This window comes from Streptomyces sp. NPDC045470 (assembly GCF_040646595.1).
Taxonomy (GTDB): domain Bacteria; phylum Actinomycetota; class Actinomycetes; order Streptomycetales; family Streptomycetaceae; genus Streptomyces.
In genome coordinates this window covers 285,651-297,685 of sequence record NZ_JBEZAN010000010.1, presented here as the reverse complement: position 1 = coordinate 297,685, position 12,035 = coordinate 285,651, and the positions used below count along the sequence as shown (strand labels likewise).

At 71.6% G+C, this 12,035-nt stretch carries 10 protein-coding genes; 3 read left to right on the top strand and 7 right to left on the bottom strand.

From position 1 onward, the window contains the following. Window positions 1-847 (top strand): hypothetical protein (locus AB0A97_RS26535; RefSeq protein ID WP_361154629.1); only part of this gene is annotated, 847 nt, incomplete at its 5' end. Then, the gene (locus tag AB0A97_RS26530; RefSeq protein ID WP_361154626.1) at window positions 784-1,632 is read left to right on the top strand and encodes a hypothetical protein; all 849 of its coding nucleotides are present in this window, start codon (window positions 784-786) and stop codon (window positions 1,630-1,632) included. The genes AB0A97_RS26535 and AB0A97_RS26530, both read left to right, overlap by 64 nt. An 88-nt stretch (window positions 1,633-1,720) precedes the next feature. Here the strand turns inward: AB0A97_RS26530 and AB0A97_RS26525 are convergent, their stop codons facing one another. The 5 genes from AB0A97_RS26525 to AB0A97_RS26505 all read right to left on the bottom strand — a co-directional run bounded on the left by AB0A97_RS26525 (window position 1,721) and on the right by AB0A97_RS26505 (window position 8,615). After that, window positions 1,721-3,544: an IucA/IucC family siderophore biosynthesis protein gene (locus AB0A97_RS26525; RefSeq protein WP_361154565.1), complete on the bottom strand. Its 1,824-nt coding sequence runs from the start codon at window positions 3,542-3,544 to the stop codon at window positions 1,721-1,723. Beyond that, on the bottom strand, window positions 3,538-4,110 hold the full coding sequence (locus AB0A97_RS26520; protein ID WP_125057089.1) for a GNAT family N-acetyltransferase: 573 nt from the start codon (window positions 4,108-4,110) through the stop codon (window positions 3,538-3,540). The genes AB0A97_RS26525 and AB0A97_RS26520 overlap by 7 nt, the downstream gene beginning before the upstream one ends. Next, a complete protein-coding gene (locus tag AB0A97_RS26515; RefSeq protein WP_361154562.1) occupies window positions 4,107-5,429 on the bottom strand; it encodes a lysine N(6)-hydroxylase/L-ornithine N(5)-oxygenase family protein in 1,323 nt (440 codons plus the stop codon). Before AB0A97_RS26515 ends, AB0A97_RS26520 begins: the two co-directional genes overlap by 4 nt. A gap of 64 nt (window positions 5,430-5,493) precedes the next feature. Next, window positions 5,494-7,080: an aspartate aminotransferase family protein gene (locus AB0A97_RS26510; protein WP_361154560.1), complete on the bottom strand. Its 1,587-nt coding sequence runs from the start codon at window positions 7,078-7,080 to the stop codon at window positions 5,494-5,496. Between the two features lie 272 nt (window positions 7,081-7,352). Beyond that, on the bottom strand, window positions 7,353-8,615 hold the full coding sequence (locus AB0A97_RS26505) for a DUF1015 domain-containing protein (protein ID WP_361154557.1): 1,263 nt from the start codon (window positions 8,613-8,615) through the stop codon (window positions 7,353-7,355). Between the two features lie 141 nt (window positions 8,616-8,756). Between AB0A97_RS26505 and AB0A97_RS26500 the strand changes: the two genes are divergently transcribed. After that, window positions 8,757-9,785: an HAD-IIA family hydrolase gene (locus tag AB0A97_RS26500; RefSeq protein ID WP_361154555.1), complete on the top strand. Its 1,029-nt coding sequence runs from the start codon at window positions 8,757-8,759 to the stop codon at window positions 9,783-9,785. A gap of 128 nt (window positions 9,786-9,913) precedes the next feature. Here the strand turns inward: AB0A97_RS26500 and AB0A97_RS26495 are convergent, their stop codons facing one another. Both AB0A97_RS26495 and AB0A97_RS26490 read right to left on the bottom strand, forming a co-directional pair. Beyond that, window positions 9,914-10,801: a siderophore-interacting protein gene (locus AB0A97_RS26495; protein WP_361154552.1), complete on the bottom strand. Its 888-nt coding sequence runs from the start codon at window positions 10,799-10,801 to the stop codon at window positions 9,914-9,916. A 102-nt stretch (window positions 10,802-10,903) separates the two neighbouring features. Then, window positions 10,904-11,929 carry an ABC transporter substrate-binding protein gene (locus tag AB0A97_RS26490; protein WP_361154550.1) on the bottom strand — a complete coding sequence of 342 codons (1,026 nt, stop codon included), beginning with the start codon at window positions 11,927-11,929 and terminating at the stop codon, window positions 10,904-10,906. Window positions 11,930-12,035: the final 106 nt, after the last annotated feature.

The following is a 12,035-nucleotide window of genomic DNA, read 5'->3' as shown; positions in this document are numbered from 1 at the left end:
GACGACCGTGGTCCGCGTCGTGATGACGACCGTGGTGGTCGCCCGTCCGGTGGTGGCTTCGGCGGTGGCCGGGACGACCGTGGCGGTTTCCGCCGTGACGACCGTGGTCCGCGTCGTGATGACGACCGTGGTGGTCGCCCGTCCGGTGGTGGCTTCGGCGGTGGCCGGGACGACCGTGGCGGTTTCCGCCGCGATGACCGTGGCCCGCGTCGTGATGACGACCGCGGTGGCTTCCGCCGCGATGACCGTCGGGACGACCGTGGTCCGCGCCGTGATGACGACCGTGGTGGTCGCCCCTCCGGTGGTGGCTTCGGCGGTGGCCGGGACGACCGTGGCGGTTTCCGCCGCGACGACCGTGGCCCGCGTCGCGACGACGACCGCAGTGGCTTCCGCCGCGACGATCGCGGTCCGCGTCGTGATGACGACCGCGGTGGCTTCCGCCGCGACGATCGCCGGGACGACCGTGGCCCGCGTCGCGACGACGACCGTGGTGGCCGCCCGTCCGGTGGTGGCTTCGGCGGTGGCCGGGACGACCGTGGCGGTTTCCGCCGCGACGATCGCGGTCCGCGTCGTGATGACGACCGCGGTGGTTTCCGCCGCGATGACCGTCGGGACGACCGTGGTCCCCGCCGTGACAACGACCGCGGCGGTTTCCGCCGGGACGACGACCGGGGCGGGCGCCGCCCGTACGGTGCCGGGCGTGGCCGCGACGACCGGGGTGACCGCGGCGGTTTCCGCGACGACCGCCGGGACGACCGCCGCGACCGGGAGCCGATCAAGCGGCTGCCGATCCCGGACGACGTCACGGGCGAGGAGATCGACAAGGACGTACGGCAGGAGCTGCTGAGCCTGCCGAAGACGCTCGCGGACGACGTCGCCAGGAACCTGGTCATGGTGGCCAAGCTGCTCGACGAGGAGCCGGAGAAGGCATACGGGTACTCCCGCGTGGCGCTGCGGCTCGCGTCGCGGGTTCCCGCCGTGCGCGAGGCGGCCGGCTTCGCCGCGTACGCCGTGGAGAAGTACGGCGAGGCGCTGGCGGAGTTCCGTGCGGCCCGCCGGATGACCGGCAGCGTGGAGCTGTGGCCCGTGATGGCCGACTGCGAGCGCGGTCTGGGCCGTCCCGAGAAGGCCCTGGCGATGGCCGGTGAGCCCGAGGTGCAGAAGCTGGACCGGGCCGGTCAGGTCGAGATGCGTCTGGTCGCGGCCGGTGCCCGGCGCGACCTGGGCCAGACCGACGCGGCCGTCGTGACGCTGCAGAGCCCCGAGCTGGCGTCGAACTCCGTCCAGCCGTGGACCGCCCGTCTGCGCTACGCGTACGCCGACGCGCTGCTGGAGGTCGGCCGCGAGGACGAGGCACGCGAGTGGTTCGCCAAGGCGCTGGAGGCCGACCAGGGCGGCACCACGAACGCCTCGGACCGGCTGGCCGAGCTGGACGGCGTGGAGTTCACCGACGCGCTGGACGAGGACGAGGGCGAGGACGGGGACGACCGCGAGATCACGGACGCGGCCTCCGAGGCCGGGAACGTGGCCCAGGCCGCGACCGATGAGCCCGCCGCCCCCGCGCTGCCGGACTCCTCCGAAGGCGGCGCCACCGCGGACGCCCCGCGTGAAGGGCGCCCCGAGCAGGGCTGAGGCCGTCGCGGCCCGGCCGCTTGACGGCACATGAGTGAAGGGCGGGCCCCCACCGGGGTCCCGCCCTTCACTCATGTCCGCCCGGGTGTCAGGCTCCGGCGGTCGGGGCGAAGCGGGCGATCGGGTTCTCCAGGGTGCCGATCAGCTGGAGGGCGCCGGCCGGGTCCTGGAGGTCCACCATCTGCTCGTTGTTCCGCAGCTGGAGGCGGTTCAGGCAGGACAGCGCGAACTCGTCCGCGAACATGTCGTACTGCCGGAACTTGTCGGCGAGCTGCGGGTTGGCCTCCTGGTAGGCGGTCACGCAGTCGGCGACCGTACGCCAGAAGGTGTCCTCGTCCAGCACGTCCTGGGTGACCAGGATGCCGCTGAGGAAGCGGAAGAAGCAGTCGAAGACGTCCGTGAAGAGGGAGAGGAGTTTCTTGTCCTCGGGGACGTCGGCGCGGATGCGCTCGACGGCCGGCGGCAGCACCGCGTCCGGGTCCATCACCGCGATCTCCTCGGCGATGTCCTTGAAGATCGCGCGCTGTACGGTGCCGTCCTCGATGACCAGGATGACGTTCTCGCCGTGCGGCATGAAGACCAGGTCGTAGGCGTAGAACGCGTGCAGGACGGGCGTGAGGTAGGCGTCCACGTAGCGGCGGAGCCAGTCCGCCGGGGCCAGGCCGGACTCCTCGACGAGGGCGGCGGCCAGCGAGCCGCCCTCGGGGTCGGTGTGCAGCAGGGACGCCATGGTGGCGACCCGCTGGCCGGGTTCGAGGGTGGGCACCGGGCTCTCGCGCCACAGGGCGGCGAGCATCTTCAGGTACGGGGAGCCCTTGGCGGTGGCGGCCTCGTACTGGCGGTGGTGGTAGCCGATGGCGGCGCGCTCGCGGATGATCGAGAAGCGGACGGCCCGGAAGGTCTCGTCGCTCGCGATCAGGCCGGCCAGCCAGTCGTTGATGGCCGGGGTGGCCTCCATGTAGGCGGCGGACAGCCCGCGCATGAAGCCCATGTTGAGGACCGACAGCGCCGTCTTGACGTAGTGCTTGGACGGGTCGCTGGTGTTGAAGAACGTGCGGATGGACTGCTGCGCCAGGTACGCGTCGTCACCGGGGCCGAGGCAGACGAGGTGCTGCTGGGCGACCTCGGCGGCGAAGGTGACGGAGAGCTTGTTCCACCACTGCCACGGGTGGGCGGGGATGAGGTGGTAGTCGGCCAGGTCCAGGCCGAGATCGCGCATCGTGGCGGCGAACCGGTCCAGGGTGGCGCCGCCCAGCTCGGCCCGTACCAGCCCGTCGTAGTCCAGGCCCTCGCCCGCGGTGAAGGTGGAGCGGTCGCGGCGCGCGGCCAGCCAGATCAGATGGACCGGGCTCGCGGCCTCGGGGGCGTACGCGTGGTACTCGTGCACGCCGAAGCCGAGGCGGCCGTTGTTGGCGACGAAGCAGGGGTGGCCCTCGGACATGCCCGTCTCGATGGCCTGGAAGTCGCCCTTCGCCAGCTCGGCGGCGGACGCGGGGCCCGCGGCCAGCTTGTACGCCGTACCGGAGAGGGTGGAGCTGATCTCCTCCAGGTAGACGGGGAGGATGTCGTCGCTGAGGGCGAGGGTGCGGCGCAGCTCGATGAAGAAGTCGAGGGCGTCCAGGGGGGCCTCGGCGCCGTCGCGGCGGCGGGTGATGTCGTCGGCGTCGATGTGCCAGTGGTCCAGGCTCAGCCGGCGGGCGGCGAAGCGGTACTCGACACGGTCGTCGTCGCTGCGTACGACGTAGTGGCCGTCCTGTGGCAGGCGTTGCGGGGTCAGCAGGCGCTCGTGGGCGAACTCGGCGAGGGCCTTGCGGACGAGGAGGCGGTTGGCGCGCGCCCACAGCTCGGGGGTGAGGTGGCGGACGGCGTCGGGTGCCGCGGCCTCGGTGGTGTCCGCGGTGGGGTTCAGCATGGGTTTTCTCCTCGGGCGGCCAGGAACTGGTCGCGGGTGCAGGTGCTCAGGTACGCCTCGCCCTTGGGCAGCGTGACCGTGCGTTCGATCTCGAAGCCGACGGCCTTGTTCAGGGCGTGTACCGCGGTGTTGCCGGTGGCCGGTTCGACGACGACGCGCCGGTTGCCGGGCTCGGCGAACAGCGCGTCCATGACGGTGGTGATCACGGCGAGGGTGAAGCCGTGCACCGGGGTGTCGGTCGGCGCGGTCAGGAAGTGCATGCCGATGTCGCCGGGCGCGGCCTCGTGGACCTCGGTGACCTCGCGGTGCGCCGGGTCGTAGCGCTCCATCAGGAAGGCGGGGACGCCGTTGTGCAGACCGATGAAGGCATCGTGGTACGGGTCGGCGTCGATGCGAGCGAACTCCGCCTCGACGGCCGCGAGGTCCGCGTCCTGCATCATCCAGTACACGGCTTTGGGGTGGGTGACCCAGCCGTGCAGCAGTTCCGCGTCGCCGGCCGGGTCGACCGGGCGCAGCGCGAACTCGCCGAGCGAGGCGTGGGTGCGGGTGAAGACGGGCGCGGTCATACGGGCGAGACCTCCACGGGGTGGTGCGGGCCGGACGGAGCGGCGAACTCCTGGAAGGCGATGGACTTCTCGACCGGGTAGTACTCGCGGCCGAGCAGCTCGCGGATGATGCAGGAGTTGCGGTACGCGGCCATGCCCAGGTCGGGGGTGACGAAGCCGTGGGTGTGCAGTTCGGCGTTCTGCACGAAGATGTCGCGGCCCGCGGTGTCGACGCTGTAGTTGCGGGCGACCGCGTAGCGGCCGGCGTCGTCCCAGGCGATGCGGTCGGTCAGCGGGGCGAGGAACTCCGGTGTGGCGTACCGGTATCCGGTGGCGAGGACCAGGCCCTGGGTGGCGTGGGTGAAGTCCTGGCCCTGTTCCTCCTGGCGCAGGCCCAGGGTGTACGTGGCGGAGGCCGCGTCGTACGAGGCCTCGGCGAGCGCGGTGTTGGTGAGCAGCCGGGTCGGGCAGGGGCCGTGCAGGTTCTTCTGGTAGAGCAGGTCGAAGATCTCGTTGATCAGCTCGGAGTCGATGCCCTTGTAGAGGTTCTTGTGCGAGGCGTTGAGCCGGTCGCGGGTGGCCGCGGGCAGGGCGTGGAAGTAGTCCACGTACTCCGGAGAGGTCATCTCCAGGGTGAGCTTGGTGTATTCGAGGGGGAAGAACCGCGGGGAGCGGGTGGCCCAGGTCAGGTGGTAGCCGTGGCTGTCGATGTCCTGGAGGAGGTCGTAGTAGATCTCCGCCGCGCTCTGGCCGCTGCCGACGATGGTGATGGAGTCCTTGGCCTGGAGGGTGGCCTTGTTCTCCAGGTAGTCGGCGTTGTGCAGGAAGTCGCCGCCGAGGCCCTGGCAGGCTTCGGGGATGTGCGGCGGGGTGCCGGTGCCGAGGACGAGTTTGCGGGCGCGGTAGGTCTTCTTCTCGCCGGTGGGCAGGTGGTCGGCGTGGACGACGTAGACCTGCTCGGTCTCGTCGTACTCGACGGTGGTGACCTGGTGGCCGAAGCGGATGCTGTCCAGCTTGGCGGCGGCCCAGCGGCAGTAGTCGTTGTACTCGGCGCGCAGCGGGTAGAAGCTCTCGCGGATGTAGAAGGAGTACATCCGTCCCGATTCCTTCAGGTAGTTCAGGAAGGAGAACGGGGAGGTCGGGTCGGCGAGGGTGACCAGGTCGGCCATGAAGGGCACCTGGAGGGTGCTGGTCTCCAGCATCATGCCGGGGTGCCAGTCGAAGGACGGTTTGTTGTCCAGGAACAGGCCGTCGAGTTCGTCGATGGGCTCGGTCAGGCAGGCGAGGCCGAGATTGAAGGGCCCGAGGCCGATGGCGATGAAGTCGTGAGGGGCGGACACGTGGGGTCTCCGTTTGCGGGGTGTCGGTCGGCCGTCGGCTGTGGGGGCCGGTCGGCGGGGACGGTCAGCTCGCGGCGCTGAGGGCCGGTTCGGGGCGCGCGGCGAGGTACGCGCCGGCGTGCTCGGCGATCAGGTCGAGGACCGTGGCGATGTCGGCCAGCGTGGTCTCGGGGTTGAGCAGGGTGAACTTCAGGTAGTGCCGGCCGTCGACGACGGTGCCCGCGACGATGGCGTCCCCCGAGGCGAACAGCGCTTCCCGGGCGTGCAGGTTGACCTCGTCGCTCAGCACCGGGTCCCGGTCGTCGGTGTACGGCAGGTAGCGGAAGACCAGGGTGCTCAGTTGGGGTTCGACCACGACCTCGAAGCGCGGGTCGTCGTTGAGGATCTTCCAGGCGTCGGCGGCGCGGTCCACGACCTCGTCGAAGAGTTCTCCGATGCCGTCGGCGCCCATGGTGCGCAGCGTCAGCCACAGTTTGAGCGCGTCGAAGCGGCGGGTGGTCTGGATCGATTTGTCGACCTGGTTGGGGATGCGGCGCTCGGCCATCCGCGCCGGGTTCAGGTAGTCGGCGTGGTACGTGACGTGCCGCAGGGTGGCGTGGTCGCGTACCAGGACGGCGCTGGAGCTGACCGGCTGGAAGAAGGACTTGTGGTAGTCCACCGTCACCGAGTCGGCACGCTCGATGCCGTCCAGGAGGGCGCGGCGGCGGGAGACCAGCAGGCCGCAGCCGTACGCGGCGTCCACGTGCATCCAGGTGCCGTACCGGGCGCACAGGTCGGCGACCTCGGGCAGCGGGTCGATGCTGCCGAAGTCGGTGGTGCCCGCGGTGGCGACGACGGCCATCGGGATCAGGCCCTCGGCCTCGCAGCGGGCCAGCTCGGCGGCGAGCGCGTCGGTCCGCATCCGCTTGTCCGGGCCGCACGGCACCGCGATCACGGCTTCCGCGCCGAGGCCCAGCAGGGTGGCGGCCTTCTCGATGCTGAAGTGGCCGACCTGGGAGGCGAAGATGCGCAGCCGGGGCAGGATGTCGGTACGGCGTACCGGAGTTGCCCCGCCCTGGGGGGTCTTGTCCGGGTCGTTCTCGCGGGCGAGAGCCGTACGGCAGGCCTCGTCGCGGGCCAGGAGCATGGCCTGGAGGTTGGACTGGGTGCCGCCGCTGGTGAAGATGCCGTCGGCGCGTTCGCCGAGGCCGATGCGCCGGGCGGTCCAGTCGATCAGGCGGCGCTCGATGAGGGTGCCGCCGGCGCTCTGGTCCCAGGTGTCCAGCGAGGAGTTGACCGCGGACAGCACCGCCTCGCCCACCAGGGCGGGGATGACGACCGGGCAGTTGAGGTGGGCGAGGTAGCGCGGGTGGTGGAAGTAGACGGCGTCGCGGAGGTAGACCTCTTCGAGTTCGTCGAGTGCGGCGGCGGGGTCGTGCAGCGGCTGTTCGAGGTCGATGCCGGCCACCGTGGGGGAGAGGCCGTCGACCGTGACGCCGGTGAAGGGGCGTTCGGTTGCGGATATTTTGTCGGCTATGCGGGCTACGCCTTCGGCGACGGAGCGGCGGTAGTGCTCGGTGGTGCTGTCGTTGAACAACTGTGACCGGCTGTCCGGCGCCCCGGTGTGTGCGGCGGGCGACGGGTCCTCGGCGGAGTGCGCGAGGAGACTCATGAACGTGTCCTCCCTGATGCGGACTTGCTCACGTGGGGGGATGCGCATGGAACGCCCGCGCTGGGGCAGAAGACCGTCGGCGCAGGGGGGAACGGCTCCATCCGCTTACGTGATGAGGTAAGCCTAACCTAACCTGTGTGGCGAGAGGGAAACGGGTGCCGAGGCACCGGCGCGGGACACGCGCGCCGGGTCGCCGGCGGGCGGCAGGAAGCCGTACAGCCCGGAATCAGGCCCCGGAACGGCCTGGAGCAGGCGGCCGGTACGGCCCGGAATCAGACCTCTTCGTCCAGTACGCGCAGAACCAGACCGGTGGCCGGCTTGGGCCCGAAGGATGTCGACTTGCGCGGCATGGTCACCCCGCCCAGTGCGAGTTGGCGCACCGTTTGCTCAAGGACCGGGCGCATCAGGACGGCCGTACCGCCGTGCTTCGCCGCCTGCTCGACGGCGTCCGCGGCACTGTGCAGATAGCTGATCTCGGACGAGTGGTCGCGGATGCGCCACACCTCGTCCAGCAGGACCGAGTGCAGCACGGTGGCGTCCAGCTCACGCCACGCCGCGGGGCGGTCCCGGCGGATGGTCCGGTCGAGCAGCTCCGGGTCGGGACGGTCGAGTACGCAGAACCGCTCCGGGCCCGACGCCAGCAGGAAGGCGCTGCCCGGCGTCCCGTCGAGCACCGCCAGCGCCGCGTCGAGCGGGCCGTCCACCGGCCGGACGCGGAAGGCGCCGTCCAGCCCGGCCAGCGCGCCGTCCAGCGGCAGGTGCGGCAGCACGCGGTGGATGGCCCGTACCTGGAGCGGGTGGCGCGCGGAGTCCACCAGCAGCACCAGGCCGCTCGCCCAGGGGCTCGCCGAACCGTTGCCGGGGTGCTCCTGGCGCAGCCGCTGGTAGGTGGCCCAGCGGTGGTGCCCGTCGGCGATCAGGGCGTGCCGTATCGCGAGGTCCTCGTCGACGGCGGTCAGGTCGGCGGGGTCGGTGACCGCCCACAGGCGGTGCGCGAAGCCGTCCTCGGTCGTGGTGGCGAGCAGCGGCGTGGTGCGGACGGTCCGTTCGATGACGCCGGTGGCGCCGTTGCCGGTGCCCTGGCCGACGTAGGACAGGAGCAGCGGCTCGAAGTTGGCGGCGGCCTCGCGCATCAGCGCGGCGCGGTCCTCGACGACCTCGGGGATGACGTCCTCGTGCGGCAGGACGGGGCCGTCGAGTTCGAGTGCGCCGATCAGGCCGCGTTGCAGGAGGCTGCCCTTGCTCTGCTCGTACACGTAGAGCGCGGGCCGGTCGTCGGTCGCCAGGACGCCCTGCGCGCGCCAGCGGCGCAGCGTCTCGGCGGCCTGACGGTGCCGGGTGGCGGGGTCGGGGGCCTGCGGGAGGATGAGCCGCACGATGTTGTACGGGTCGGCCGTTTCGAGGTGGCGCACACCGTCCGGGCGTACGACGACGTCGTACGGCGGGGAGGTGACGGCCGTGAGGCTGCTGACGCGGTCCGGGGCGTAGCGCAGCCCGCGGAAGGGGTGGAGGCGGAGGCCGTCGGTGCTGGTCATTGGGGAATGCTATGCCGCCTTCGGGAGTGCGGGATGATCGGGGGGAAACCGTCGTCCCACCGGATATATCGGTAGGCCGGGTTCCGTTTCGCGGGGCCCGCGGAACCGGCGGGAACACCTGTGCAGAAGGAGCGAAACGGCATGAGCGAGCGGGTGCGCAAGCAGCCCGGACGGTGCGAACGGGCACTGAGCGAGGCGTACGACACGGCGCTGCTGGACCTGGACGGAGTCGTCTACGCCGGCGGCTCGGTGATCGAGCACGCCGTCGCGTCGCTCAGCACCGCCCGGGACGGCGGCATGCACCTGGCGTACGTGACCAACAACGCCTCCCGGACACCGGACGCGGTCGCCGACCAGCTCACCGGCTTCGGGCTGCCGACCGCCCCGACGGACGTCATCACCTCGGCGCAGGCGGTCGCCCGGCTGATCGCCGGACAGGTGCCCGACGGGGCACGGGTGCTGGCGGTCGGCGGCGAGGGTCTGCGGGTGGCGCTGCGCGAACGCGGGCTGGTGCCGGTGGACTCCGCGGAGGACGACCCGGCCGCGGTGGTCCAGGGATTCGACCCGAAACTGAACTGGGAACGGCTGGCGGAGGCCGCTTACGCGGTCCAGCGCGGCGTGCCCTGGTTCGCCTCGAACACCGACCTGACGATCCCCAAGGAGCGCGGCATCGCGCCGGGCAACGGCGCCCTCGTGGAGGTCGTACGGACCGCAACCGGCGGCACGCCCCAGGTGGCGGGCAAGCCGGAGACGCCCATGCACCGCGAGACGGTGCTGCGTACGGGAGCGCAGCGGCCGCTGGTGGTCGGCGACCGGCTCGACACGGACATCGAGGGCGCCTACAACGGCGGCGTGGACTCGCTGCTGGTGCTGACCGGCGTGACCACCGCGGCCGAACTGCTGGCCGCTCCGCCGCAGCACCGCCCCACGTACGTCGACGCGGACCTGCGCGGCGTGCTCGGCCCGCAGCCGGAGGTGTCCGAGGAGACGGACGGCGGCTTCGGGTGCGGCGGCTGGACGGCGTCCCTGCGGGACGGCGCGCTGGCGCTGGAGGGGGACGGCGCGCCGCTGGACGGGTTGCGGGCGCTGTGCGCGGCGGCCTGGACGGCGGCCGGGGACGGTACGTGCGGCGCCGACGCGGGGAAGGCGCTGGCGCGGCTCGGGCTGTGACGCGCGCGCCGCGACGTGGCGCACGAAGGAGGGAGGGGCCCCGCTCGGTGATGAGCGGGGCCCCTCCCTCTGGTGCGTGTACGGACCGTCGTACACGCACGGTATGGGGGACCGGAGTCGAGGCCCGGTCAGTCCTCGTCGGTGGCGGCCGTGCTCGCGATGTACTCCGCGAGCAGGTCCTCCTCGCTGGCGCCGCGCCGCCAGTAGCCGGTGAACTTCACGGCCCGGCGGTCGAACCCGCGCTCCCGCACGAGGTGGCGGCGCAGCATCTTCACGTTGCCCGCCTCGCCCGCGATCCAGGCGTACGGCGTGCCCTCGGGCAGTTCGGCGGCACGGACCGCCTCCAGCAGCGCGTCCCGCCCGTCCGCCGGCCGCTCGTCGGCCGCGAGCCAGGTGATGTCGGCGTCCGCGAAGGTGGGCAGGTCCTGGCGGTCCGCCGCGTGGGCGACGGAGAGGAAGACCTTGGCCTGGGTGCCGGGGGAGAGCCAGGCCAGGATGCCGGCCACGGCGGGCAGCGCCGTCTCGTCGCCGGTCAGCAGGATCCAGTCGGTCCCGGGCGGCGGGCGGAAGTCGACGCCGCCGTTGTCCTCGACGGCCGGGCCGAGGACCGAGACGCGGTCGCCGGGCTCGGCGGACGCCGCCCAGCGCGAGGCCGGGCCGCCGGCCGCGGCGCCCGGGGTGTCCGCGCCGTGCAGGGCGAAGTCCACGTCGATCTCGGCCGGCTCGTGGCGCTGCTCGCGGATGGTGTACGAGCGCATCAGCGGCCGCTCGGCCGGGTCCTGGGCGCGCCAGGCGGGGTACCAGTTCTCGCTCTGGTCGGCGAAGACCGGCTCGGACTGGTGGGCCTGCGGGAGGAACAGTTTGAAGCGCTGGTCACGGCCGCCGGAGGCCATCTCGTCGAGCCGTTCGCCGCCGAAGGTGATCCGGACCATGGAGGGGCCGAGCCGGCGGGTGCGCACGACGTGCACGTCGAAGAAGCGGAACGGGGTGGTGGCGGGTGCGGCGGTCGTGGTCATGCGGAGGAACCTCCCGGAACCGTGACTCGGTGACTGCGGTGGGGCGGGCGCTGCGGCGCGGTCGCCGTGGCCGGCCGGTGCGGCGGCCGGCCACGGCGTGCGTCAGGCGACCTTCTTGGCGTTCTGGATGACCTTGGTGAGTTCTTCCATCAGCGGTGCGGCGCCCGCGTAGGAGAAGCGCGGCTCGCTGGACCAGCCCGTGACCTGTCCGGCCTTGACGGCGGGCAGCTTGTTCCAGGCGGGCTTGGCGGCCAGGTCCTTGGGCTGGAGGGCGGAGGTGCGGTTGTCGAGCATGAGCACGTCGGCCGGGTACTTGTCGGCGTTCTCCCAGCTCAGGTTCTCGAAGTAGCCGCCCTTGTCCAGGTTGTCGGGGACGATGATGTCCACGCCCAGCGACTTGAAGTACATGATGTCGGAGTTGATGCCGGGGTTGGAGGCGTAGAAGAGGTCGGCGCTGCCGGAACAGGCGAGCACCCGGACCGGGTTGGACTTGGCGGCCTTGCGCAGCTCGGCGGCGGCCTTCTCGAAGCGGGCCTTGGCGTCGGTGACCTTCTTGGCCTTCAGGTCGGCGCCGAGGGACTGCGCCAGTTCGGCGTACCGCTCGATGATCTTCACCAGCGGGGTGCGGGACGCGGTGATCGCCACCGTCTCGGCCAGCTTGGTGATCTTGTCCTTGCTCTCCTCCGGCACGAACCACAGGGCGCCCGGCTCGAACATGTTGGTGATCAGCAGGTCGGGGTCGAGGCCCGCGTACTTCTCGACCGCGAACTGGTTGTACGCGTTGCCGATGATGGTGAGGCGGTCCACGTCGATGTCGCCGGCCTGTGCGTCCGGCTTGCCGTTCTTGAGCTTGGTCGGACCGAAGACGCCGACGATCTGCTTGTCGATGCCGAAGTCGTACAGCGCGGCCGCGGTGCCGGTGAAGGCGACGATGCGCTGCGGCGTGTGGTCGAGCGAGACCTTTTTCTTGCGGTCGTCCGTGAAGGACCAGGCGCCGCCCTTGACGTTCCCCTGCGCGCCCGAGTCCTTGCCGCCTCCGCAGGCGGCCAGCAGGGCGCCGATGCCGACGGCGCCACCGGCGGCGAGAACGCCGCGTCGGGACAGGGATACGCTACGGGGGGTGCTCATGGTCGATGCGCTTCTCTCTGGGCTGGGCCTCGGCACGGCCGTCAGGGCTTGACGGGACTTCAGCCGGTCGTTCACGGTCTTCAGTGCGTTTTCGGACGGACTTCAG

Excerpts from the sequence above, each read along its gene's own strand:
- AB0A97_RS26525 (WP_361154565.1), bottom strand. The coding sequence starts at position 3,544 with ATGCTGAACCCCACCGCGGACACCACCGAGGCCGCGGCACCCGACGCC.
- AB0A97_RS26520 (WP_125057089.1), bottom strand. The coding sequence starts at position 4,110 with ATGACCGCGCCCGTCTTCACCCGCACCCACGCCTCGCTCGGCGAGTTC.
- AB0A97_RS26510 (WP_361154560.1), bottom strand. The coding sequence starts at position 7,080 with ATGAGTCTCCTCGCGCACTCCGCCGAGGACCCGTCGCCCGCCGCACAC.
- AB0A97_RS26505 (WP_361154557.1), bottom strand. The coding sequence starts at position 8,615 with ATGACCAGCACCGACGGCCTCCGCCTCCACCCCTTCCGCGGGCTGCGC.
- AB0A97_RS26500 (WP_361154555.1), top strand. The coding sequence starts at position 8,757 with ATGAGCGAGCGGGTGCGCAAGCAGCCCGGACGGTGCGAACGGGCACTG.
- AB0A97_RS26495 (WP_361154552.1), bottom strand. The coding sequence starts at position 10,801 with ATGACCACGACCGCCGCACCCGCCACCACCCCGTTCCGCTTCTTCGAC.
- AB0A97_RS26490 (WP_361154550.1), bottom strand. The coding sequence starts at position 11,929 with ATGAGCACCCCCCGTAGCGTATCCCTGTCCCGACGCGGCGTTCTCGCC.